Origin of the sequence: Saccharopolyspora antibiotica (assembly GCF_047200635.1) — a bacterium.
Classification (GTDB): domain Bacteria; phylum Actinomycetota; class Actinomycetes; order Mycobacteriales; family Pseudonocardiaceae; genus Saccharopolyspora_C.
Genome location: NZ_JBJZOI010000006.1, coordinates 127,265 through 149,182 on the forward strand (window position 1 = coordinate 127,265; position 21,918 = coordinate 149,182).

Here is a 21,918-nt window from a genome sequence, read left to right on the forward strand (position 1 = left end):
GGGAGACCACCCCGGTGCCGCCGAGGGGCCGCCCGCCGGCTCGCGGACAGGAGAGGACCTCGCGGCGGCTCGGACGGCTTTCCCCCGGCGGCCTCCCCGGGCAGCATGGGATCTTCCCGGACGCGGTGAGGAGCGGGTGGCATGGAGTACGCGGAGTACCGGGGGCGGGACGGCACCGGGCTGGCGGAGCTGATCCGATCGGGCGAGGTCTCGGCCGCCGAGGTCCTGGAGGCGGCGCTGCGGCGCGCCGACCAGGTCGGGCCCCGGTTGAACGCGATCACCCGCCGGCTCGACGAGCGCGCCCGCGAGCGCGTCCGGGAGAACCCCTCCGGCCCGCTCGGCGGGGTGCCGTTCCTGCTCAAGGACCTGCACCAGGAACTCGCCGGGGTGCCCTCCAGCTGCGGTTCGGCCTCGCTGCGGGACCTCCCGGAGCCGCAGACCGCCGAGGTGGTGCGCCGCTGGGAGGCGGCCGGGCTGGTCGTCTTCGGCCGCACCAACACCCCCGAGTTCGGCGGCAAGGCGATCACCGAGCCCGACGCCTTCGGCCCGGCCCGCAACCCGTGGGCGCTGGACCGGACCCCGGGCGGGTCCTCGGGTGGTTCGGCCGCGGCGGTGGCCGCCGGAGTGGTCCCGCTGGCGGCGGCCAGCGATGGTGGCGGTTCGATCCGCATCCCGGCCGCCTGCTGCGGGTTGTTCGGGCTCAAGGCGGGGCGCGGGCTGGTGCCCGCCGGGCCCCGGCGCGCGGAGGGCTTCCACGGGGCCGCCGTCGACGGAGTGCTGTCCCGGACGGTGCGCGACGGCGCCGCCGGGCTCGACGCGCTGGTGGGGCCCTGCCCGGCCGGCCCGTACGCGGCGGCCGCCCCGGAACGGCCCTTCGCCGAGGAGATCGGGCGCGAGCCGGGAACGCTGCGCATCGGCTTCAGCGCGGCGTCCGCGCTCGGCGACCCGCACCCGGAGGCGGTGGCGGCGATGACCTCGGCCGCCGAGCTGCTGGCCGGGCTCGGCCACGAGGTCGAGGAGGCCCCCGCCCCGGTCGATCTGGGCGCGCTGTCCGAGGACTTCCTGCGCAGCTGGTCGGTGAAGCTGGCCGCCGACCTCGCCGAGGCCCGCGGCCGAACCGGGGCCGGGCCGGGGGAGTTCGAGCTCGACACCCGGCTGCTCGCGGCGGTGGGCCGCAGCACCTCCGGGCCGGAGTACGTGGCGCTGCTGAACTCCTGGCACGCGCACGCCGTGCGGCTGGCGGAGTTCCACTCGCGCTATGACCTGCTGCTCACCCCGACCCTGGCGAGTCCGCCGGTGCGGGTCGGGGAGCTCACCACTCCCGCGCCGATGCGGGCGCTGGGCAGGCTGGTGCTGGCGCTGCGCGGGGGTGGGTTGCTGCGCCGCTCCGGGGTGGTGGACCGGATCGCCCGGGAGAACCTGCGCCACGTGCCCTACACCCAGCTGGCCAACCTCACCGGCCGCCCGGCCATGTCGGTCCCGCTGCACCGCACCGCGGACGGACTCCCGCTGGGGGTCCAGTTCGTCGCCCCGCTCGCCGGGGAGGGCTTGCTGTTCCGCCTCGCCGCCCAGCTGGAGCGGGCAGCTCCCTGGTCCGCCCTCGAACCCCCGCTGGACTGACCGCCCGCTCGCGACCCGGCCGCCGGAGCGGTTCCGCCGCGCCCGGCCGCCACGAGCGGCCAGCTGCCGGGGGATCAGGCGAGCTGGGCGTCCAGCGTGATGGTGGTGCCGGTCAGCGCCGCCGACACCGGGCAGATCTCCTTGGCCCGCTGCGCGGCGCGCTGGAAGGCGTCGTCGTCGGCGCCGGGCACGCTGGCGCGCACGGTCAGCGCGATGCCGGTGATGGCGAAGCCGCCGCCGGACTTGCCGAGCGTGACCTCGGCGCTGCTGTCGATGCGTTCGGGGGTGTGCCCGGCTTCGCCGAGCAGCCCCGACAGCTGCATCGCGTAGCAGGCCGAGTGCGCGGCGGCGATGAGCTCCTCCGGGCTGGTCTGCCCGTTCGGGTCCTCCGCGCGGGTCGCGAACGACACGGGGAACTCGCCCGCGTTCGAGGAGTCCAGCGTGACGGTGCCCGAACCCGAGCCCAGATCACCGGTCCAGCTCGTCGTGGCGTTGCGATCGGCCATGGCCTCTCCTCCGTCGTCGGCGTCGTGCGGAACGACCTGGGTTCCCAGGACGAGCTGAGGCTCGCAGAGCTTCCGGCGGAGCGCCGCGCGGAATCGCACCGACCGCCCGGCGGGGGAGATCAACCCTCGGCGGAGGCGGTGAGGCTGTGGACGAGCAGGGGCAGGGTGCGCATCACGTTCTCGCGGACCGCGCGGTCGGCCTCCTCGGCGCCGGAGAGGATCGCCTCCTGCATCGCGGAGTCGAACTGGTCCACCAGCATCCGCGTCAGGTCCACGGTGTCGATCACGAACCGCACGCCCACCGAGCGCACCGCGACGTCGATCATCGCCGCGAGCTCCTCCAGGAACCGGCGGGAGGACTCCAGGAAGCGCGGCGCCACCTCGGGATCGCGCAGCGCCAGCAGCTTGAACTCGCTGTTGATCAAGCACCACTGGCGGTTGTCCGGCTGGAAGGACAGCACGTCGGCGATGACGCCTTCGATGAGGTGCGGATCCGGCTTGCCGCCGGTCGCGCCGAGCGGGGCGATGAGCCGGGCGAAGTGCTCCCGCAACGTCTCCAGCCGCACCCGGTTCTCCCGCTCGGTGAGGGCGAAGAACAGCTCCTCCTTGCTGCTGAAGTTCGAGTAGAACGCGCCGCGGGTGAACCCGGCGTCATCGGTGATCGCCTCGATCGAGGTGCCGTTGATGCCGTGCTCGCAGAACTGGCGGTACGCGGCGTCCATCAGCCGCTCGCGGGTCTTGGCGCGGCGAGCGGTCTCGCGCGCGCCGTCGACCGCGGGCCTGTTCGGGCTCACCAACGAAATCGTCCTCCCCTGCGGGTCCGGTACCTGCGGTGCTCCCGCTGTGACGCGGCCCGCGTAGAACACCTCCCATCGTATCGGATACGCTGCTGTATCGGATACATTGCTGTATCCAACTTCCCCCTATCTGGTGACCCGCCGATCGGCGCGGAACCTCCCGGCGACAGGAGTGCGGCGTGTCCTCGTTCCTCTACTCACTGGGGCGGAGGGCCTACGCCGCCCGCAAGACCGTCCTCGTGCTCTGGCTGCTCGCCCTCGTCGTCACCGGCGGCGCGGGCGGCCTGCTGTTCAAGGGGATGGACAACAACGTCACGATCCCCGGTACCGAGGCGCAGAACGCGCTCGACCGGCTGTCGGTGACGTTCCCGCAGACCAGCGGCGCCTCCGCGCAGCTCATCGTGGTCGCCCCGGACGACGTCCGGGCCCCGGAGGTCCGGGCGGAGGTCGACCGCGCGGTCGACGAGCTCGCCGACATGGACGAGGCCGCCTCCGTCATCTCGCCGTACGACGAGGACCTCGGCGGATCCATCAGCGAGGACGGCAGGGCCGGGCTGATCATGGTCCAGCTCGAGGGCCAGATGATGGAGATCTCCGAGCCCACCAAGGACCACATCGCCGGGATCGCCCAGGACCTCCAGGACCGGCTGCCGGAGGGGTCGGAGGCCTCCCACGGCGGGCCGCTGTTCGCGCAGAGCTTCCCGGGCCTGAGCATCGTCGAGGCGCTCGGCCTGGTGATCGCGATCGTGGTGCTGATGATCACCCTGGGCTCGTTCCTGGCGGCTGGGATGCCGCTGGTGAACGCCCTGATCGGGGTGGGCATCTCCACCATGCTGATCCTGATCTCGACCGCCTTCGGCGCCGTCACCGCCACCACGCCGCTGCTGGCGCTGATGCTGGGCCTCGCCGTCGGGATCGACTACGCGCTGTTCATCGTCTCGCGCCACCAGCAGGAGCTGGCCGACGGCGTGGGGCCGCAGGAGGCCGCCGCGCGCGCCACCGCCACCGCGGGCTCCGCGGTGATCTTCGCCGGGTTGACCGTGGTCATCGCCCTGGTCGGGCTCGGCGTCGCGGGCATCCCGTTCCTCACCACGATGGGCGTGGCCGGTGCCGTCGCCGTCGCCGTCGCCGTGCTCATCTCGCTGACCCTGATCCCCGCGCTGCTCGGCTTCGCCGGGGACCGCCTCACCCCGCGCTCCGCGCGAGCGAGCAGGCGGGCCGCGAGCGCCAAGCGACCCGTCGGGGAGCGCTTCTTCTCCGGCTGGGTGCGCGGCGCCACCCGGTTCCCGCTGGTCACCGTGATCGCGGTGGTCGGCGTCCTAGGCCTCGCCTCGGTGCCCGCCGCCGGGCTCCGGCTCGCGCTGCCCGACGCGGGCGCGCTCGCCGCGCAGGACCCGGCCCGGGTCACCTACGACCTCACCGCCGAGCACTTCCCGAAGGGCTTCAACGGCCCGCTGATCGTCACCGGCAGCATCGTCACCAGCGAGGACCCCCTCGGCCTGATGAACGACCTCAAGGGGGAGATCGAGCGGCTGCCCGGCGTGGCCGACGTGCCGCTGGCGGTGCCGAACCCCACCGCGGACACCGGCATCGTGCAGGTCATCCCCGAGGGCGCTCCGGACTCGGAGCAGACCAAGGACCTGGTGGAGGAGATCCGCTCGCTGCGCGGGCACTTCATCGACACCTACGGCATCGACATCTCCGTCACCGGCTTCACCGCCGTCGGCATCGACGTCTCGGACAAGCTCGGCCAGGCGCTGCTGCCCTTCGGCATCGTGGTCGTCGGCCTCTCGCTGGTGCTGCTGACGATGGTGTTCCGCTCCATCGCGGTGCCGATCAAGGCCACCCTCGGCTACCTGCTCAGCATCGGCGCCTCGATGGGCATCGTCACGCTGGTGTTCCAGGACGGCTGGTTCGCCGAGGCGATCAACGTCGCCCGCACCGGGCCGGTGATCAGCTTCATGCCGATCGTGCTGATGGGCATCCTGTTCGGCCTCGCGATGGACTACGAGGTCTTCCTCGTCTCGCGGATCCGCGAGGAGTACGTGCACACCAAGGACGCGCAGGCCGCGATCCGCACCGGCTTCGTCTCCTCCGGCAAGGTCGTCACGGCCGCCGCGATCATCATGTTCGCGGTCTTCGCCGCGTTCGTCCCGGACGGCGACGCGAACCTCAAGCCGATCGCGATGGGCCTGGCCATCGGGGTGTTCATCGACGCCTTCGTGGTGCGCATGACGCTGGTCCCCGCCGCGCTGGCGCTGCTCGGCGACAAGGCCTGGTGGATGCCGCGGAAGCTGGACCGGGTGCTGCCCTCCTTCGACGTCGAGGGCGAGAACCTGCGCGAGGAGATCGCGCTGGCCGACTGGCCGCGGCCTGGCGCCGACCACGCCGTGGCCTGCGAGGGCCTCGGCCTCGACGACCCCGGCACCGGTGCGCCGGTGTACCGGGAGGTGGGCTTCGCGGTGGCGCGCGGCGGCGTGCACGTGGTGCGCGGCGGCGACGAGTCCGCGATCACCGCGGTGCTGCTCACCCTCTCCGGTCGGCTGCGGGCCGACCAGGGCAAGCTCAAGGTCCTCGGCCACGTGCTGCCCGCCCGCGCCTCGACGGTGCGCTCCCGCGTCGCCTACGTCGACGCCGGTGCGGGCGGAGCGGACGCGGTCCGCCGGGCGCTGCGGGAGGAGCCCGAGATCCTCGTGGTCGACCGCACCGACCGGGTCTCCGACCCGGCGCGGCGGCTGGAGATCCGCGATCTGCTCAGCGGTGGCCACCGGACGGTCATCGCGGGCACCACCGGCCTGTCCGACGTCCGCGACATCCTGCCCGCGAGCGGGGGCGGCGCGACCGTCGCCGACCTGCGCGACTCCGCCGCCGAGCCCGGGCTCGTCTCCGGCGCGACCCGCTAGAAAGCCGAGGTAATCCAACGATGGCGAAGAGCCGCTTCCTGCTGCCGCTGGCCGGTCTGCTGCTGGTGCCGCTGGCGATCGCGGGCCTGCTGATCTGGTCGCTGGGCGCGCCCCAGGACCGCTTGAAGGACGTCAAGGCGGCCGTCGTGAACAACGACGAGCCGATCGAGATCAACGGCCAGCTCACCCCGCTGGGCCGCCAGCTGTCGGCGAAGCTCGTCGGCGGGGAGATCGAGAGCAACTACAGCTGGGAGTTCGCCACTCCGCGGACCGCCGCCGAGGGCGTGGCGGACGGCACCTACGCGGCGGTCGTGACCATCCCGGAGAACTTCTCCCGGGCGGCCACCTCCTTCTCCCGCGATCCCGCGGAGGCGAAGAAGGCCACCATCGACGTGAGCACCGGGGAGCGCAGCCGCTTCGCCGACGAGGCGATCAGCCGGGTGGTGACCTCCACGGCGGCGGACCTGCTGGGTCAGCAGCTCACCACCACCTACCTGGACAACGTCTACGTCGGTTTCAACACCCTCGGCGACAAGCTCGGCGAGGCCTCCGACGGCGCGACCTCGCTGGCGGACGGCGCGCAGCAGCTCGCTGGCGGCACCGACCAGCTCGCCGGTGGTGCCGACCAGCTCGCGGACGGCTCCCGGGCCCTGGCGGACGGCATCGGCGCGCTGGAGGACGGCGCCCAGCAGCTCAAGACCGGCACGAGCGGGCTCGCCGACGGCATCGGCCAGCTCCGGGAGCAGACCGCGCAGCTCCCGCAGCAGGCCGAGACCCTCGCCGGCGTCTCCGCGCAGGAGGCCCAGGGCGTGCAGCAGCTCGCGGGCGGGCTGGAGGGGATGTCCGCGAGCCTCGCCGAGATGAGCGCGGAGTGCCCGCCCGGCGTGATCCCGATCTGCAACGAGCTCGCCGTCCAGGCGGCGACCGCGCAGGCGCTCAGCGACGGGGCCGGGCAGGTCCAGCAGGCCAGCACCGGCGTCTCCGGTGGTCTCGCGGCGCTCGCGGGCCAGACCCCCGAGTCCGGCGGCGGGCTGCCCGCGCTCAGCGGCGGCATCGACCAGCTGGCTTCCGGGGCCCAGCAGCTCGACGGCGGGGTCGGCCAGCTCGCGGACGGCATCTCGCGGACCGGCGGCGGCGCGGGGGAGCTCGCCGACGGCGCCGACCAGCTCGCCGCCGGGGTGCGCGAGCTCGCCGACGGCGCGCACCAGCTCGGCGACGGCAGCGGTCAGCTCTCCTCCGGCCTGGACCAGGCCGTCGAGCAGCTGCCGAGCTATCCGGACGGGGACCGGGACAAGCTCGCCGAGGCCGTGGCGAACCCGGTGACGACGGCCGGGGGGACCAGCCTCGGGTTCGGCACCTCCGGGGTGGCGCTGTTCGCGGTGCTGGCCCTGTGGGTCGGGGCGCTGGCGACCTTCCTGGTGCTGCGCGCGATCCCGGAGCGGGCGCTGGAATCGACCCGCTCGTCCTTCGCGCTGGCGCTGCGCCAGCTGCGGCTGCCCGCCGCGATCGCCGTCGCGCAGGGCGTGCTGGTGACGGTGGTCGTCGGGATCTCGCAGGACTTCACCCTCGCGCAGTGGGCCGCCGGGTCCGCGCTCGCGGCGCTGGCCGCGGTGGCGTTCACGGCGGTGAACCAGGCGCTCGCGGGCGCGCTGGGCGGCTTCGGCCGGTTCGTCTCGATGCTGGTGGCTCTGGTGCTGCTGGCCACCGCGTTCATCACCGCGGTGCCCGCGGTGCTGGGACAGCTGGTGGCCGCGATGCCGGTCGGCCCGGCCCAGGACGCCCTGCTCGCGGTCACCGAGGGCTCCGCGCCCGGTGGCGGAGCGGTGGTGCTGCTGGTCGTGTGGGGCCTGGCCGGGGTCGCGTTCAGCTACCTGGCCATCGAGCGCACCCGCACGGTCCGCGCCACCGAGCTGCGGGTCGCACCCGGGCTCACCCGGCGCGATCCCGGGCTGGCCTGATCGCGGCCGGGCCGGGGGCGGTCGCCCCCGGCCCGGCCCAGGCCGGTTCCGCGGTGGACGGCAGGTCGGCACCACGAGCGAACGGAGCACTGCGATGACCGAAGAACTCCGCCCGCAGAAGCGCGGCCGCCGCATCGCGATGAGCGCCGAGGAGATCGACGCCTTCCTCGCCGCCGAGCGCACCTGCCGGGTCGCCACCCTCGGACCGGACGGCCCGCACGTCACGCCGCTGTGGTTCGGCTGGGACGGTCGGGCCTGCTGGCTCTACTCGATCACCCGGAGCAGGCGCTGGGCCGACCTGGTGCGGGACCCGAGGGTCAGCGTCGTGGTCGACGCCGGCACCGAGTACCAGGAGCTGCGCGGCGTGGAGATCACCGGCACGGCCGAGGTCGTCGGCGACGTCCCGCGCACCGGCGGCCCGGACGAGCGGCTCGCCGAGATCGAGCCGGTGTTCGCCCGCAAGTACATGGGCGGCGACGAGATGGTCCACGACGGCAGGCACGGCTGGTTGCGGATCGCCCCGAACAAGATCACCACCTGGGACTTCCGGAAGATCTGACCGGGGCCGGTGGCGGGGAGATGCCCGAGCGATCCGCGCGCCGCCGGCCCGGTGCTGATCGGGGTCAGCGGCGGTCGGTCGGGTCGGCGGCGCTCTCGCGGAGCGGGTCGCGATCGCGGGCGAGGTCCGCCGCGGTGCCGCGAGCCAGGTCGCGGGCGACCTCCACGTGACCGAGGTCCACGCCGGTGACCTGATGCGCCTCGATCAGCGGATCGGCGGTGGCAGCGGCTCCCGGCAGCGGCAGCGCGGCGGCCGCCGCCGCGATCGTCCACAATGGATGGCTCTGGCGAAAGCGCATGTGCTGCAACACCTTCCTGCTAGGTTCGTGCCGTCGTGTCGATCATCGGAAGCTCTGCTCCCGGGCTGCATCGCTGGATCGAGTGGCGCCGTCCGGTGTGGCCGGAGCGGACCGCCGCTGCGGTTGACATCGGACACACCGGCGCGGTCCGGGAAGGGGTCCAGGAGGCCCGGTCCTGGTGAAACACGTGGTCACGGCGCCGCCGCGGGGCCTGGGCCGACGTCACGGGAGTCGGTCGGCTGTGCTAGAGAACTACCCGTGCCCGCAGAAGTCCTAGATCCCAGTGACCTCGCCGAGACCTTCCGCGCGCAAATCCGCGCCGAGGTCGCAGCCCTGCCGGAGCCGCTGACGCTGGCCGGATTCCGGGTCGAAGGCGACGGACCGACGCAGACCTACGCCGAGTACACCCGGCGCGGCTGCGAGAAGGTCGGCATCCGCTTCGACCAGCGGGTGCTGCCCGCCGAGGAGGTCGAACGGGCGGTGCACGAGGCGGGCAGCGACCCGTCGGTGCACGGCATCTTCCTGTACTACCCGATCCTGGGGTTGGCGCAGGACCGCTGGTTGCGCGAGATCGTCGACCCGCGCAAGGACGTGGAGGGGCTGCACTCGTTCTGGAGCCGCTGCCTCTACGAGAACCGCCGCTACATCGACGCCGAACGCACCAAGCGCGCCGTGCTGCCGTGCACCCCGCTGGCGGTGCTCAAGCTGCTGGAGGCCTCCGGGATCACCGACGTGGGCGCGGTCGAGCCGCTGGCCGGGCTCAAGGCCTGCGTGTTCAACCGCAGCGAGATCGTCGGCCAGCCGCTCGCCGCGATGATGGCCAACGACGGGGCCGAGGTCATCTCCTTCGACGTCGAGGGTCCGCTCGCCTACGTGCCCTCGCGCGGCAACGGCTCCTACGAGGTGCGCGGCACCTCGGTCGACCGCGCCACCGCGCTCGCCGAGGCCGACGTGGTCGTCACCGGCGTGCCCTCCCGGGACTTCCCGCTCGTCCGCGCCGAGGAGATCAAACCGGGCGCGACCTGCATCAACTTCTCCACCTTGCGGAACTACGACGAGGACATCGTGCGGACCGCCGGGGTGTTCGTCCCCCGGATCGGGCCGATGACGGTGACGATGGCCCTGCGCAACGCCGTGCGGCTGCACCACAACCGGCAGGGCTGAGCGCTTCCGCGATGCGGGAGACCGGGGCGCGGGGGAAGCTCCGCACCCCGCTGTTCGTTGTGCCCGGAGGGCCCGCGCGCGGGCGAGGGCGAGGACGACAGGAAGGTCATCATGGCACTGACTCGGCGAGACGACCTCCCGCGGCACCGGCTGGGTGCCGCCGGGCCCGAGGTGAGCGCGATCGGCTACGGCGCGATGGGGCTGTCCGGGGTCTACGGAGCGGCCGACGACGAGGAGTCCCGGAACCTGGTCCGGCACCTCGTGGAGGCCGGGATCACCCTGATCGACACCGCCGACGCCTACGGCGGCGGGCACAACGAGTCGCTGCTCGGCGCGGCGCTCGCCGGCGGCCTGCGGGATCGCGTGCTGCTGGCCACCAAGACCGGCGCGGCCGGGGGCCCGGGACTCGGCCGCCCCGAGCGGATCAGGGAGGCCGTGGACGCCAGCCTCCGGCGCCTGGGCACCGACCACGTCGACCTGTACTACCTGCACCGGGTGGACCCCACGACGCCGATCGAGGACAGCGTGGGCGCGCTCGCGGACATCGTGCGGCAGGGCAAGGCCCGCTACATCGGCCTGTCCGAGGTCTCGCCGGAGACGCTGCGCCGCGCGCACGCGGTGCACCCCGTCGCGGTCACGCAGGAGGAGTACTCGCTGTTCACCCGCGAGATCGAGGGCGACGTGCTGCCGACCGCCCGCGAGCTCGGCGTGGGCGTGGTGGCCTACTCCCCGCTGGGGCGCGGGGTGCTGAGCGGTTCGATCCGCAGCGCGGGCGACGTGGAGAACCTGGAGGCCAGGCGGGCGCGCTACCCCCGGTTCGCCCCGGAGGCGCTGGAGAGCAACCTGAGCCGCGTGGACCGGCTGCGGGAGCGCGCCGCGGAGCTCGGCACCACGCCCGCCGCGCTCGCGCTGGCCTGGCTGCTGGCCCAGGGCACCGACGTGGTGCCGATCCCGGGGACGCGACGGGCGGCCAACCTCGACGCGAACCTGGAGGCGGCCCGGATCGAGCTGCCGGACGAGGTGGTGGCGGAGCTGTCGGAGATCTTCCCGCCCGGTTCGACGGCGGGGGAGCGCTACACCGAGAACCTGCGCGGCTCGCTGCGGCGCTGAGCCTGCCGGTGGAATAAACCTCTCGGTATATTCCACGATTCGCGCGAGGGGCGCGCGGATCATCGCGCGGATGGTGGAGCACACTGGTCGGCCTACTGCCGCTCGATCCGGTGACCGGGAGATCAATGACGACCGACCACGCCCCCGTGTGGGCGAAAGTGCTCGAAGACGAACCGTGGGTCCCGTTCGAGGACCCGCACCTGCCCGGGGGCGAGCACGCCGCGCAGGTGAAGGTCCTGGCCCCGCACGTCTTCTACGCCTACTTCCCGCCCGGCTACTCCGCCCCGGAGCACAGCCACCCGTTCGGCACGACCTACCACGTGGTCGCTGGTGCGCTGCGCTTCGGCGCCGAGGGCTGGGTCCGGGCCGGTTCCGTGCGCGGCGTGCGGGCCGGGCACGTGTACGGCCCGGAGGAGGCCGACCCCGAGCACGGCTGCGAGTTCCTGCTCGTCGCCGAGGGGCCCATCGCGATCGACTGGGCCGACGAGAGCGGGGCGGCCGGGAGCTGATCCGGCGGAGCCGCGCCGGTGCTCCGGCCCGGCGCGGCCCGACCGCCCCCGGCGGGCCGGTCCCAGGTGGGCCCGGCCGGGGGACGGCGCCCCACTAGGGTCGGCGCATGGCCGATCTCGAACGGGCGCCGCGGCGCGACGACTTCACCGTCCTGTGGCCGATCACCACGCGGTGGTCCGACAACGACGTCTACGGGCACGTCAACAACGTCGTCCACTACTCCTGGTTCGACACCGCCGTGAACGGCTGGCTGATGCGCGCCACCGGGGCCGACATCCGCGGCTTCCCCGAGATCGGCCTCGTCGTCGAGACCACCTGCCGCTACCGGGCCGAGCTCGGTTTTCCCGATGACGTCGAGGTGGGTGTGGGCCTGGAGCGATTGGGCAACACCAGTGTGGTGTACCGGCTCGCCGTGTTCGGCAACGGCTCCGCCGACGCGGCCTCGCTGGGCAGGTTCGTGCACGTCTACGTGGACCGGGAGACGAGACGGCCGGTTCGCGTGCCCGACCGCATCCGGGACGCGCTCGCCGAACTCGCGCCCATCGGGAGCTGACGGCCCGGCGAGCCGGTGCGGTCGTGCCCGTCGTGACGAGCCGGAGGTGGTGCAGGTGGCGCGCTCGCGGCGCACGCGGCCGCAGAACGGCGCGGGCATCGACATGCGGCACCCGAACTCGGCCCGCGTGGAGGACTACTTCCTGGGCGGTTCGGCGAACTTCGAGGTCGACCGGGTGGCCGCCCGCGAGATAGCCGAGGCGTTCCCGGAGGCCGAGGCCGCGATCCGGGAGAGCCGGGCCTTCCTGGGCAGGGCGGTGCGGTTCCTGGTCGACCAGGGGATCGACCAGTTCCTCGACCTCGGCTCCGGGGTGGCCGCGGTCGGCAACGTGCACGGGCTCGCGCACCGGCTCGACCCCGCTTCCCGGGTGGTCTACGTGGATTCGGACCCCGTGTCGGTGGCCCACGGCAGGCAGGTGCTGGCGGAGGTGGAGCGGGCGGAGGTCCTCGACGTCGACCTGCTGGACGTCGAGGAAGTGCTGCGCCAGGTCCGGGAGACGGGGTTGGTGGACTGGGAGCGGCCGCTCGGGTTGCTGCTGGTCTCGGTGCTCAACTTCGTCCGGGACGACGCGGACGTCGACCGCTTGGTGCGCGGCTACACCGGAGAGCTCGTGCCGGGGAGCTACCTCGTCCTCACGCACGCGACCGCCGCGGACCTGCCTCCGGAGACGGCGGAGCGGGTCGCCGCGGTGTACCGGCGGGTGAAACCGCCGAGCTGGTGGCGCTCCACCGAGCAGATCGCGGCGCTGCTCGCCGACCTGGAACTCGTCCCGCCCGGCATCGTCGCCCCGTCCCTCTGGCGCCCCGAGCGGGAACCCGGTACCGCCCCGGGGCGGCTGTCCTGCCGAGCCGCCGTCGCCCGGATCCCCTGAGCGCGCGGGCGAGCGGGCCGCCGCTCAGCGCCTGCCTGCTCGGCGGCGTTCGTGGAAGGCGTGGTCGCGGCGGACGAGACGAGCCACCTCCTCGACGCTGGCGGGCCCCAGCGCGGGCGGGGCCTGGCGCAGCGTCCGGACCAGCTCGTCGGTGCTCACCGTGACCAGCGCGAGCCCCGTGCGGCGGACGGTGCCGAGGCTCGCGCGCGGGTTCACCACGATCAGCGCCGAGCGCACCGGCACCTTCCTCCCGCGCTGCTCGAGGAAATCGCCCAGCGCCCTGGCCACGTCGGTGACCTGGCGGCCCCAGCTCCGGCCGCTGCGGTCGGTGAGCTCCCGGTCCTCCTTGTGGTTGCCGTAGCGGTCGAAGACCTCGGAGCGCCAGGAGCCGCCGTCGGCGTGCACCCGGCCGGAGTGGTTCTTCACCTCGATCGCCCACACCCCGCCCGGCCCGACGGCCAGCGAGTCCACCTCGCCGCGACGGTTCCGGTAGCCGCGGAACAGGATCCAGTCGTCGGAGAGCCGGGACAGCGCCTCGGCAGCCGCGTCCTCGGCCTCGATCCCCGCCGCCTGCTGGGCCTGCTCGTCCTCGAACTCGTGCTCGTCCACGGGGGATTCCGCTCGCAGCGTCCGCAACCGCCTGGCCAGGGCGAACCGCTCCCAGAATCGCCACCAGGGCACCGCAGCCCGCCGCTCGCGCAGCTCCGCGAGCGCCTGGTGGTGGGAGGCGCGCCGCTGCTGGGCGGCCTGCTCGGCCTGCCGGGCGACCTCGCGGGGATGATCGGAGAGCACTTCGACGCGCACCCCGGCACCGTACCGCGCCGCGATCACCGGGCCGTGCGGTGTGATCCGCGGCGGGCTAGCCCCCGCGCGGCCCGCGTCGGTGGTGCACTGGCCGACGCCACCGGTGGCGTCGGCGCCCCGGTGCGGCCACCGGCAGCGGAGGAGGCGCGGCGATGATCACGACCGGGGTGGACGGGCCGATCGGGCTGATCGCGCTGGACCGGCACGAGCGGCGCAACGCGCTCGACGTCGAGCACTGCCGGGAGCTGCGCGCCGCGGTGGCGGAGCTGGTCGACGCCCGGTCCCGGGTGCTGGTGCTCACCGGGGAGGGCAGCACGTTCTGCGCTGGTGCCGACCTCGACGGGGTCCACGGCGCGGACTTCCGCGCGGAGCTCGGCGCGGCGGTGCGGGCGGTGCTCACCGCCCCCGTCCCGGTGCTCGCGGCGGTCAACGGGCCCGCCGTCGGCGCGGGTGCCCAGCTGGCGCTGGCCGCCGACCTGCGGGTCGCGGCGCCGGAGTCGTTCTTCGCGGTGCCCACCGCGCGCAACGGGCTGGCCGTGGACCTGTGGACGGTGCGGCGGCTGGAGGCCCTGGCCGGTGGCGGCGCGGCCCGCTCCCTGCTGCTGGCGGGCGGTCGGCTGGACGCGGCGGCCGCGGTGCGGTGCGGCCTGGTGGACCGGCTCGGAGACCGCGAGGCGGCCCTGGGGTGGGCGCGGGAGATCGCCGAGCTGGCCCCGCTGTCGTTGCGCTACGCCAAGCTCGCGCTCAACGCCGCCGAGACCGGGGAGCCGGAGACCGAGCTGGAGCGCGCGTACGAGGCCTGCTGGAGCAGCGAGGACGCCGCCGAGGCGAGCCGCGCCCGCGCGGAGCGACGCGCCCCCGCGTTCCGCGGCCGCTGATCACCGGCGGTCCGCGAACCGCCGCGCACCGGTCGCCACGACTCGGGCGAGCGGCGCGGGCGTGCGCGGACCGGCGGTCAGCGGCGGGGGAGCGCCGCGCCGATGATCGCCTGGACCGCCACCAGCGCCAGCACCGGAGCCGCCAGCAGCCACGGCGCGGTGCCCAGGTGATCCACCGACTCCGCGATCATCGCTCCCCACTCGGGCCGGGGCGGGGGCGGCCCGAGCCCGAGGAATCCCAGCGCCGCCACTGTGTTCACCAGCGCCGGCAGCCGCACCGCCGCGAGCGCCCCGGTGGCCGGGGCGAGGAACGGCAGCAGCGACTCCCGCCAGATCCGCGTCCGGCTCGCGCCGAGGGCCCGGTGCGCCAGCACCCAATCCCGGGTCCGCAGCTGCGCGGTGAGCGCGTCGGCCTGCCGGGCGAACGGCAACCAGCCCACCCCCGCCAGCGCCAGCAGCAGCGCCACCGCGCTCGGCCCCGCGATCAGCGTCGTCACCAGCGCCACGATCAGCGGCGGCAGCGCGGTGGCCACGTCCACCCCGGCCCGCACCAGTCCCGCCGGGGCCGACGCGCTCCACCCCGTCGCGCACCCCGCCAGCACGCCCAGCAGCGCGGAGGCGGCGAGCGCGGTCCCGGCGGTGCCCAGGGTGACCACCGCGCCGTGCGCGAGCCGCGCGAGGACGTCCCGCCCCAGCTCGTCGGTGCCCAGCGGGTGCGCGACGGAGGGTGCCCGCAGCACCGCGCTCATGTCGGTGGCCAGCGGGTCCCCCGCCCAGCCGAGCGCCAGCAGCAGCAGGGCGAGACCGGCCGCGACCAGCGCGGCGGTCCGGCGCGGGCTCATCGCGCCGCCCGCTGCCGCGCGCGGGGCTCGGCGGCCAGCCCCAGCAGGTCGCCGACCGCGCCCAGGGCGAGCGCGGCCAGCGCGGCGCAGATCAGCCCGACCTGCACCACCGGCACGTCCTGGGCGCGCACGGCCTCCACGACCGCGCTGCCGAGCCCGGGGATGTCGAAGACGACCTCGATCGCCGTGGTGCCCGAGACCGCGCCCGCCGCGTTGTAGGTCACCAGCGACAGCGCCGCGGGCAGCGCCGGTTTCGCCAGGTGCACGGCCCAGATCCGCCGCTCGCCGAGCCCGCGGGCGCGCGCCGCCGCCGCGAAGTTCTCCCGGCGCAGCGCCACCACCTGCTCGCGGGTGACCGCGGCGATCGGCACGGCCAGCGCGGGCACCAGCGACAGCAGCGGCAGCACCGCGTGCTCCGGTCCGCGCCAGCCCGAGCTCGGCAGCGCGTGCAGGCCGACGGCGAACACCAGCACCAGCAGCGGGGCGAGCGCGAACTCCGGCAGCGCCGAGAACACCCGCACCAGCCCGGTGAGCACCCGGTCCGGCACCGATCCGGGCCGGCGCGCCGCCAGCAGCCCGACGAGGTGGCCGACCAGGAACGACAGCACCGAGGCGCCGAGCACGATGCCCAGCGACACCCGCAGCGCCGGACCCACCACCGCCGACACCGGCAGCCCCGAGACCCAGGAGGTCCCGGCGTCCCCGCTCAGCAGCGCCCCGAACCGCTCCAGCAACCGCTGCGGCAGCGGCCGGTCCAGGCCGAGCTCGGCGCGGATCCCGGCGAGCACCGCCGGATCCGGCTCGGAGTCCGCGTAGCGGGTGGCCAGCACCGTGCGGGCGGCGTCGACCCCGGTGAGCTCCGGCAGCAGCGCCGCGACGAGCACGACGAGCAGCGCCACGACCGGTGCCGCCGCGAGCCGCAGCAGCAGGCCGCGCCCGGCCGTCACCGTCGCGGGGCGCGGGCGGACAGCAGGAAGAACCCGGGCGCGCTCGGGTAGGGCGCGGTGTCGAACAGCGCCGTGCGATCGGCCCGCTCCACGTAGCCGGTGCGGTCCACCAGCTCGCCGCAGCTCGCGTAGTCGAAGCCCATCGGGAGCCGCTCGGCCGCCTCCTCGTAACCGGAGCCGAACCGCCGTTCGGTCTCCCGGTCGCCGATCCGGGCCGCGTTCCACCGGCCGTCGCTGATCAGCAGCAGCCCGCCCGGCCGCAGCACTCCGGCCCACGCGTCCAGGGCGCGCTGCGGATCGGGCAGCGTCCACAGCACGTTGCGGGTCACCACCGCGTCGAACGGTCCGGCGGGTGGCGCGTCGGCGGTACCGCGCAACCACTCGACGTCCAGGCCCTCCTCGGCGCCCCGTTCGGCGGCGACGGCCAGCATCCCGGGGGAGGCGTCCTGCCCGGTGAGCAGGTGCCCCTCGGCGGCGAGCAGGCGGGCGAGGAAGCCGGTGCCGCAGCCGACGTCGAGGATCCGGGCGCCCGGCCCGACGGCCTCGGCCACCAGCGGCGCCAGCAGCTTGGCCCACAGCTGCCGGGCCGGGTCCTGGCCGGGCTGCTGGTCGTAGCCCCGGCGGGCCCGCTCGTTCCAGTAGTCGACGATCGGTGTGCTCATCGGAGGGCGACCTCCTCGGTCAGGAACTCTCGTTCCAGCGGATCGGCGGGCACTCCGGACACCGCCTCGCGGCGGGCGAAGCGCTGCTGCTCGTGCACCAGCGGGATCCCGGCGATCCGCTCGGCCAGCAGGTCGTCGGCCCGGCGGAACACCTCGGCGCGCGCGGCCGGGTCGCCGACCGCCGGCAGCCCGGCGAGCAGCGCGTCGAACGCGGGATCGCAGAAGTGGTCCAGGTTGAACCCGCCCCCGCAGCTGAAGTCGCTGGTCAGGTGCGAGGCGGCGTCGGGGACGTCGACGAGCTGGTTGCGCGAGTACACGGCGGCGTCGAGCTCGCCGGACAGGATGCGCGGCTCGATGCTGCCCGCCGGTTCCTGCACGATCCGGGGCTGGAACCCGGCGCGGGCGAGCTCGTCGGCGACGACGGTGGTCAGCGCGGGCAGCTCCGGTCGGTCCGGGTAGGTGCCGATGGTGATCGGCACCGGAGCCCCGGCCGCGTCGACGGCCCGCCGGGCGGCCTCCGGGTCCGGGGGCCGCGGGGAGTGCCGCGCGCTCCAGGGCACGGCGGGACCGAAGTAGCGGCTCGCGGGCACCCCCTGACCCCGCAGCACCCCGGCGACGAGCCCGGCGCGGTCGATCGCGGCGGCCGCGGCGGCGCGCAGCCGCGGGTCGGCGAACGGCCCGCTCGCGGTGTTGAGGTGCAGCGCGGTGGTGCGCGGCAGGTCCACCGCGTCCACCCGCAGCCCGGGATCGGCCCGGAGCTCGCCGAGCTGGGCCACCGGCACCTTGTCGATGAGGTCGAACTCGCCGCTGCGCAGCCCGTTCACCCGCGCGGAGGCGTCTTCCACGAACCGCACCTCGGCCCGCTCCAGCCGCGCCGGGCCGCCCCGGTGGCCCTCGAAGCGGCGCAGCGAGACGCCCTGCTCGCCCCGCACCTCGGTCACCTCGAAGGGACCGGTGCCCGCGCCCCGGGGGTCGAGTGAGCCGTCCGGGCGGAACGCGGTGGTGGCGAGCACGGCGGCGTTCGCCGCGCTGAGCCGCTGCGGCAGGATCGCGTCCGGGGCGGGGGTGCGCACCAGCAGGACGTGCTCGTCGACCGCTTCGGCGGCGTCCACGGCCCCGCGCAGCGCGCGCGGTGGGGCGGGGGCGCGCACGACCCGCTCGATGGAGTCGGCCGCCGCCCGCGCGGTCACCGGCTCCCCGGAGTGGAACCGCAGGCCGGGGGCGAGGGTGAACCGCCACTCGGTCGGTGAGGTGCGGGTCCACGACTCCGCCAGCCCCGGGCGCACCGAACCGTCCGCGCCGCCCTCGACGAGGGTGTCGGTGACGCCGAGGCGCTGCAGCAGCAGCGCGTCGTCGGAAGCGGGTGACCAGCCCGATCGGGGCGGGATCGTCACGGCCGCGCGCAGCGACCCGGCGTCGTCATCACCTCCGGTGAAGCCGCACCCGGACAGCACCAGCACGAGTCCGAGGACCAGGGATCCAGCACCGCGTCGCAATCGCCAACTCCTTGCAAGAGACCGCTGCGGATCTTTGCACGGACAACCGCGCAGCGACCAGGAAGCGAGCCGAAAAGTGGCCTCCGCCTCGTGGAGGGCCCGCCGAGGCGGACGGGAACCGCGGAAAATTCCCACTTGGGCCGCGCGGCGAGGGCGCGCCGCCCCCGGTGAGCTGGCGCGGACGACCCGGCGCGCGTTCCCACCGGCCCGCCGCGCTGGTGGTGACCTTGACGGTCCGCGCGGGCACCGCTTGGCTGCTGGGCGTCAGCGATCCGATGACCGCCGCGCGAAGAGGAGTTCCCGCCATGCCCCGCGCCTCGAACCCGCCGTCCCGCCGGGCTCTCCGGTTGCTGCTCGTCACCGGCGTCGCCGCGACCGCCCTCGGGGGCACCGCGCTGCCCGCGCTGTCGGCGTCCCCGGCCCCGCCGCCCGCGGTGCCGCGGGCCGTCCCCGCCGCCGACGGCGACCTGGCGGATCCGTCGACCAAGGACATCGCGATGCGGATCGTCTCCAGCGCGGAGAACTCCTCGCTGGACTGGCGGGCGCAGTTCGGCTACATCGAGGACATCGGCGACGGGCGCGGCTACACGGCCGGCATCATCGGGTTCTGCTCCGGGACGGGGGACATGCTGGAGCTGGTCGAGGCCTACACCCGCAGCGAGCCGGACAACCCGCTCGCCGAGTACCTGCCCGCGCTGCGCGAGGTCGACGGCACCGACTCGCACGAGGGGCTCGACCCGGGCTTCACGGACGCCTGGGCGCGGGCCGCCGAGGATCCCGGCTTCCAGGCGGCGCAGGAGGCCGAGCGCGACCGGGTCTACTTCGGCCCGGCCGTCGACCGGGGCAAGGCCGACGGGCTCGGCGCCCTGGGGCAGTTCGCCTACTACGACGCGATGGTGATGCACGGCCCCGGCGAGAGCTGGCCCAGCTTCGGTGGCATCCGCGCCCGCGCGCTGGAGCGCGCCGCTCCGCCGTCCGGGGGCGGCGACGAGACCGCCTTCCTGCACGCCTTCCTGGACGTGCGGGTCGAGGCGATGCGCGAGGAGGAGGCGCACAGCGACACCAGCCGGGTCGACACCGCCCAGCGCCGCTTCCTCGACGAGGGCAACCTCGCGCTGACCCCGCCGCTGCGGTGGGAGGTCTACGGCACCCCGTTCAGCATCGAGCGGTGACGGCGGGGCAGGTGCCCGGTCTCGGCCATCGCCGCACCGCTGAGGCCGGGCACCCGCTCCGCTGGCCGCTTCCGCCGAGTCCGCGGCTCGGCCCGGCCGCCCCGTCCCGCCGGGGCGGTCGCGCACGGCGGTGGCGAGGGTGCTCTGGCCCGCTCCGGGCGGGCCGGTCAGCGGCACGCCAGCGTTCTCCCGACTCAGCGATCGCGGTCCGCCGGTTCACTGGACCAGCGGATCGGGCGCGAACTGGACCGGGGGAGGCGGGGCGGCGGGCTTAACGTCGGTGGCATGACGAACGACCGCGAACCCGAGCACTCGCCCCGCCTGGACCTGGCCGGCCTGGCCCCGGAGTTCTACAAGAGCATGGTGCGGCTCGACACCGCCGCCCGGAAGGGCCTGGACCCCGTCCTGCTGGAGCTGGTCAAGATCCGCGCCTCCCAGCTGAACCACTGCGCGTTCTGCCTGGACATGCACAGCAAGGACGCGCTGGCCGCCGGTGAGTCGGTGCAGCGCATCGTGCAGCTGTCGGCCTGGGAGGAGTCGCGGCACTTCTACAGCGCGAAGGAGATCGCGGCGATCGAGCTCACCGAGGCGGTGACCGTGCTCACCGACGGGTTCGTGCCGGACGAGGTCTACGACCGGGTGGCCGAGCACTTCGACGAGACCGAGCTGGCGCACCTCATCGCCGCGATCACGGTGATCAACGCCTGGAACCGCCTCGCCGTCACCTCCCGCGGCGTGCCCGGCCACTACGCGCCGTCCGCGCGCTGAGGGCCGCGCGCCGGCTGCTGCCGTCCCCCGCCAGCGGTCGCGCTGACGGGGGGCTCCGCTCCGCGCCGCGAGCGGGTCCTCCGGTCAGCGGGGCTTCGCCCTGAGGTGGACCCGTTCGCCCTGGGGGCCGAAGAGGCTGAGGAGTTCGACCGCCCTGCCCTCCGCGGGGCCGAACCAGTGCGGGACCCGGGTGTCGAACTCGGCGGCCTCGCCCGCCGCCAGCACCACGTCGTGCTCGCCGAGGACGAGGCGGAGCCGGCCGTCGAGCACGTAGAGCCACTCGTAGCCCTCGTGGGTGCGCGGATCCGGTTCGCCCGGACGGTCGCCGGGAATGATCATCTTGAACGCTTGGACCCCGCCGGGTCGCCGGGTGAGCGGGATGAACGTCATGCCGTGCCGCACGACCGGCTTCGCGTGGATCCGGGGGTCCCCGGTGGCGGGCGCGCCGACCAGCTCGTCCAGCCGCACCTGGTGGGCCTCGGCCAGCGGCAGCAGCAGCTCCAGCGTCGGGCGGCGGCTGCCGGACTCGAGGCGGGACAGGGTGCTCACCGAGATCCCGGTGGTCGCCGACAGCTCGGCCAGCGTCAGGTGGCCGAGCTTGCGCAGCGCGCGAAGCCGGGGGCCGACCTCCGCCAGCGTCGACTCCAGCTCGGGGGACGGCGGTTCGCTCATGGTGCCCATTGCAGGATCAGCCGCGGCGGGTGTCAACACGCCGGTGATCCGCGCCGGGAGGGGCGGCTCGACCCGGGCAGTAGGGTCCCTGATCGGGAGTGACCGCTGAGGCTAAGGAGGAAGCGATGGTGCTCAACATCATCGGCTGGATCGTCTTCGGGCTGATCGCCGGGTTCATCGCCAGGGCGATCGTGCCGGGCAAGGACAACATCGGACTGCTGATGACCATCGTCATCGGTGTCCTCGGCTCGGTCGTGGGTGGTGTGATCTTCGGCCTGCTCACCTTCGGGTTCCGCGGGTTCCAGCCCGCGCAGTGGATCGGTTCGATCATCGGCGCGATCATCGTTCTGGTGATCTACAACAAGGTGACGGGGCGCAAGAAGCAACCCCGGTCGTGATGTCCAGCGGCGCGGGCCGGGCCGGTCCGCGCCGCGTCCCTCCTCTCCTCCTCTCTCCCCGCCCCGGGACACGCCCGGGATCCCGTCCTCCCCGCTCGCCGGTTCGTGTCGGATCGGCGCAACCCGGATGTGGCCGCCGACATCGAGTGACATGTCCGAATTGGTCTGAATAGGTGTTTTCCGTCGACTGATCGTGCGCGTCGTGCAAGGGTTCGAAGCGTGCGTGAGGACGATCGCCGCCCGTTGAGCGGGAGCTGTGGCCGGACGCGGTACGGGGAAGCCCCGCCGCGCGGCCCCGCCGCGTCCTGAGCCCCGCGAGGTTCACGACCCGCGTTCCTCCGCGGACCGACCGACAACGCCATCGCACCCCGGCCAGCGCCGGGGCGATCCCTCGTGCCCCGCTCCGGTCGCCGGCGCGGCGCGCACCCCG

The 21,918-nt window shown here is 74.6% G+C and carries 22 protein-coding genes; 13 read left to right on the forward strand and 9 right to left on the reverse strand.

Going from position 1 to position 21,918, the window contains the following annotated elements:
- The first annotated feature begins 141 nt into the window (after window positions 1-141).
- Window positions 142-1,620 carry an amidase gene (locus ACL03H_RS06255; protein WP_412810128.1) on the forward strand — a complete coding sequence of 493 codons (1,479 nt, stop codon included), beginning with the start codon at window positions 142-144 and terminating at the stop codon, window positions 1,618-1,620.
- 74 nt (window positions 1,621-1,694) lie between these two features.
- On the opposite strand, the gene ACL03H_RS06260 is transcribed toward ACL03H_RS06255, so the two are convergent.
- Both ACL03H_RS06260 and ACL03H_RS06265 read right to left on the reverse strand, forming a co-directional pair.
- Complete coding sequence (locus ACL03H_RS06260) at window positions 1,695-2,126, reverse strand: OsmC family protein (protein ID WP_412810129.1); 432 nt, start codon at window positions 2,124-2,126, stop codon at window positions 1,695-1,697.
- A 119-nt stretch (window positions 2,127-2,245) separates the two neighbouring features.
- On the reverse strand, window positions 2,246-2,920 hold the full coding sequence (locus tag ACL03H_RS06265) for a TetR/AcrR family transcriptional regulator (protein ID WP_412810130.1): 675 nt from the start codon (window positions 2,918-2,920) through the stop codon (window positions 2,246-2,248).
- A gap of 182 nt (window positions 2,921-3,102) precedes the next feature.
- Between ACL03H_RS06265 and ACL03H_RS06270 the strand changes: the two genes are divergently transcribed.
- The 3 genes from ACL03H_RS06270 to ACL03H_RS06280 all read left to right on the forward strand — a co-directional run bounded on the left by ACL03H_RS06270 (window position 3,103) and on the right by ACL03H_RS06280 (window position 8,343).
- Entirely contained in the window at window positions 3,103-5,826 is a 2,724-nt protein-coding gene (locus ACL03H_RS06270) for an MMPL family transporter (protein WP_412810131.1), read from the forward strand.
- Window positions 5,827-5,846: 20 nt separating this feature from the next.
- Window positions 5,847-7,784 carry a YhgE/Pip family protein gene (locus tag ACL03H_RS06275; protein ID WP_412810132.1) on the forward strand — a complete coding sequence of 646 codons (1,938 nt, stop codon included), beginning with the start codon at window positions 5,847-5,849 and terminating at the stop codon, window positions 7,782-7,784.
- Window positions 7,785-7,878: 94 nt separating this feature from the next.
- Window positions 7,879-8,343: a pyridoxamine 5'-phosphate oxidase family protein gene (locus ACL03H_RS06280; protein ID WP_412810133.1), complete on the forward strand. Its 465-nt coding sequence runs from the start codon at window positions 7,879-7,881 to the stop codon at window positions 8,341-8,343.
- Window positions 8,344-8,407: 64 nt separating this feature from the next.
- Here ACL03H_RS06280 and ACL03H_RS06285 read toward each other — a convergent pair whose 3' ends face one another.
- Window positions 8,408-8,641, reverse strand: coding sequence for a hypothetical protein (locus tag ACL03H_RS06285; protein ID WP_412810134.1), 234 nt, complete (start codon window positions 8,639-8,641; stop codon window positions 8,408-8,410).
- Between the two features lie 258 nt (window positions 8,642-8,899).
- On the opposite strand from ACL03H_RS06285, the gene ACL03H_RS06290 reads away from it, so the two are divergent.
- The 5 genes from ACL03H_RS06290 (at window position 8,900) to ACL03H_RS06310 (ending at window position 12,849) form a co-directional block, all read left to right on the forward strand.
- Entirely contained in the window at window positions 8,900-9,805 is a 906-nt protein-coding gene (locus tag ACL03H_RS06290) for a bifunctional methylenetetrahydrofolate dehydrogenase/methenyltetrahydrofolate cyclohydrolase (protein ID WP_412810135.1), read from the forward strand.
- Between the two features lie 111 nt (window positions 9,806-9,916).
- Window positions 9,917-10,915, forward strand: a complete 999-nt coding sequence (locus ACL03H_RS06295; protein WP_412810136.1) for an aldo/keto reductase — start codon at window positions 9,917-9,919, stop codon at window positions 10,913-10,915.
- A gap of 125 nt (window positions 10,916-11,040) precedes the next feature.
- On the forward strand, window positions 11,041-11,424 hold the full coding sequence (locus tag ACL03H_RS06300) for a hypothetical protein (RefSeq protein ID WP_412810137.1): 384 nt from the start codon (window positions 11,041-11,043) through the stop codon (window positions 11,422-11,424).
- Between the two features lie 107 nt (window positions 11,425-11,531).
- Window positions 11,532-11,978 carry an acyl-CoA thioesterase gene (locus ACL03H_RS06305; protein ID WP_412810138.1) on the forward strand — a complete coding sequence of 149 codons (447 nt, stop codon included), beginning with the start codon at window positions 11,532-11,534 and terminating at the stop codon, window positions 11,976-11,978.
- A gap of 55 nt (window positions 11,979-12,033) precedes the next feature.
- Entirely contained in the window at window positions 12,034-12,849 is an 816-nt protein-coding gene (locus ACL03H_RS06310; protein ID WP_412810139.1) for an SAM-dependent methyltransferase, read from the forward strand.
- Window positions 12,850-12,873: 24 nt separating this feature from the next.
- On the opposite strand, the gene ACL03H_RS06315 is transcribed toward ACL03H_RS06310, so the two are convergent.
- Window positions 12,874-13,653 (reverse strand): nuclease-related domain-containing protein, encoded by a 780-nt coding sequence (locus ACL03H_RS06315; RefSeq protein WP_412810140.1) that lies wholly within the window; start codon window positions 13,651-13,653, stop codon window positions 12,874-12,876.
- A gap of 152 nt (window positions 13,654-13,805) precedes the next feature.
- On the opposite strand from ACL03H_RS06315, the gene ACL03H_RS06320 reads away from it, so the two are divergent.
- Window positions 13,806-14,531, forward strand: coding sequence for an enoyl-CoA hydratase (locus ACL03H_RS06320; protein WP_412810141.1), 726 nt, complete (start codon window positions 13,806-13,808; stop codon window positions 14,529-14,531).
- Between the two features lie 77 nt (window positions 14,532-14,608).
- On the opposite strand, the gene ACL03H_RS06325 is transcribed toward ACL03H_RS06320, so the two are convergent.
- Genes ACL03H_RS06325 through ACL03H_RS06340 form a run of 4 tightly spaced genes read right to left on the reverse strand, consistent with a single transcriptional unit; the run spans window position 14,609 to window position 18,478 of the window.
- A complete protein-coding gene (locus ACL03H_RS06325) occupies window positions 14,609-15,373 on the reverse strand; it encodes an ABC transporter permease (protein WP_412810142.1) in 765 nt (254 codons plus the stop codon).
- Complete coding sequence (locus ACL03H_RS06330; protein WP_412810143.1) at window positions 15,370-16,320, reverse strand: ABC transporter permease; 951 nt, start codon at window positions 16,318-16,320, stop codon at window positions 15,370-15,372. The genes ACL03H_RS06325 and ACL03H_RS06330 overlap by 4 nt, the downstream gene beginning before the upstream one ends.
- Window positions 16,317-16,982 carry a class I SAM-dependent methyltransferase gene (locus ACL03H_RS06335; protein ID WP_412810144.1) on the reverse strand — a complete coding sequence of 222 codons (666 nt, stop codon included), beginning with the start codon at window positions 16,980-16,982 and terminating at the stop codon, window positions 16,317-16,319. Before ACL03H_RS06335 ends, ACL03H_RS06330 begins: the two co-directional genes overlap by 4 nt.
- Window positions 16,979-18,478 (reverse strand): ABC transporter substrate-binding protein, encoded by a 1,500-nt coding sequence (locus ACL03H_RS06340; RefSeq protein WP_412810145.1) that lies wholly within the window; start codon window positions 18,476-18,478, stop codon window positions 16,979-16,981. Before ACL03H_RS06340 ends, ACL03H_RS06335 begins: the two co-directional genes overlap by 4 nt.
- Window positions 18,479-18,783: 305 nt before the next feature.
- Between ACL03H_RS06340 and ACL03H_RS06345 the strand changes: the two genes are divergently transcribed.
- Together ACL03H_RS06345 and ACL03H_RS06350 are read left to right on the forward strand one after the other, a co-directional pair.
- Window positions 18,784-19,650, forward strand: coding sequence for a chitosanase (locus tag ACL03H_RS06345; RefSeq protein ID WP_412810240.1), 867 nt, complete (start codon window positions 18,784-18,786; stop codon window positions 19,648-19,650).
- Between the two features lie 285 nt (window positions 19,651-19,935).
- Window positions 19,936-20,418, forward strand: a complete 483-nt coding sequence (locus ACL03H_RS06350) for a carboxymuconolactone decarboxylase family protein (RefSeq protein ID WP_412810146.1) — start codon at window positions 19,936-19,938, stop codon at window positions 20,416-20,418.
- An 84-nt stretch (window positions 20,419-20,502) separates the two neighbouring features.
- Here ACL03H_RS06350 and ACL03H_RS06355 read toward each other — a convergent pair whose 3' ends face one another.
- A complete protein-coding gene (locus ACL03H_RS06355; protein WP_412810147.1) occupies window positions 20,503-21,099 on the reverse strand; it encodes a helix-turn-helix domain-containing protein in 597 nt (198 codons plus the stop codon).
- A gap of 116 nt (window positions 21,100-21,215) precedes the next feature.
- Between ACL03H_RS06355 and ACL03H_RS06360 the strand changes: the two genes are divergently transcribed.
- Window positions 21,216-21,488: a GlsB/YeaQ/YmgE family stress response membrane protein gene (locus tag ACL03H_RS06360; RefSeq protein ID WP_412810148.1), complete on the forward strand. Its 273-nt coding sequence runs from the start codon at window positions 21,216-21,218 to the stop codon at window positions 21,486-21,488.
- The last annotated feature ends 430 nt before the right edge of the window (window positions 21,489-21,918 follow it).

Excerpts from the sequence above, each read along its gene's own strand:
- ACL03H_RS06305 (WP_412810138.1), top strand. The coding sequence starts at position 11,532 with ATGGCCGATCTCGAACGGGCGCCGCGGCGCGACGACTTCACCGTCCTG.
- ACL03H_RS06360 (WP_412810148.1), top strand. The coding sequence starts at position 21,216 with ATGGTGCTCAACATCATCGGCTGGATCGTCTTCGGGCTGATCGCCGGG.
- ACL03H_RS06335 (WP_412810144.1), bottom strand. The coding sequence starts at position 16,982 with ATGAGCACACCGATCGTCGACTACTGGAACGAGCGGGCCCGCCGGGGC.
- ACL03H_RS06285 (WP_412810134.1), bottom strand. The coding sequence starts at position 8,641 with ATGCGCTTTCGCCAGAGCCATCCATTGTGGACGATCGCGGCGGCGGCC.
- ACL03H_RS06260 (WP_412810129.1), bottom strand. The coding sequence starts at position 2,126 with ATGGCCGATCGCAACGCCACGACGAGCTGGACCGGTGATCTGGGCTCG.
- ACL03H_RS06295 (WP_412810136.1), top strand. The coding sequence starts at position 9,917 with ATGGCACTGACTCGGCGAGACGACCTCCCGCGGCACCGGCTGGGTGCC.
- ACL03H_RS06325 (WP_412810142.1), bottom strand. The coding sequence starts at position 15,373 with ATGAGCCCGCGCCGGACCGCCGCGCTGGTCGCGGCCGGTCTCGCCCTG.
- ACL03H_RS06300 (WP_412810137.1), top strand. The coding sequence starts at position 11,041 with ATGACGACCGACCACGCCCCCGTGTGGGCGAAAGTGCTCGAAGACGAA.
- ACL03H_RS06355 (WP_412810147.1), bottom strand. The coding sequence starts at position 21,099 with ATGGGCACCATGAGCGAACCGCCGTCCCCCGAGCTGGAGTCGACGCTG.
- ACL03H_RS06345 (WP_412810240.1), top strand. The coding sequence starts at position 18,784 with ATGCCCCGCGCCTCGAACCCGCCGTCCCGCCGGGCTCTCCGGTTGCTG.
- ACL03H_RS06255 (WP_412810128.1), top strand. The coding sequence starts at position 142 with ATGGAGTACGCGGAGTACCGGGGGCGGGACGGCACCGGGCTGGCGGAG.
- ACL03H_RS06275 (WP_412810132.1), top strand. The coding sequence starts at position 5,847 with ATGGCGAAGAGCCGCTTCCTGCTGCCGCTGGCCGGTCTGCTGCTGGTG.
- ACL03H_RS06350 (WP_412810146.1), top strand. The coding sequence starts at position 19,936 with ATGACGAACGACCGCGAACCCGAGCACTCGCCCCGCCTGGACCTGGCC.
- ACL03H_RS06320 (WP_412810141.1), top strand. The coding sequence starts at position 13,806 with ATGATCACGACCGGGGTGGACGGGCCGATCGGGCTGATCGCGCTGGAC.
- ACL03H_RS06280 (WP_412810133.1), top strand. The coding sequence starts at position 7,879 with ATGACCGAAGAACTCCGCCCGCAGAAGCGCGGCCGCCGCATCGCGATG.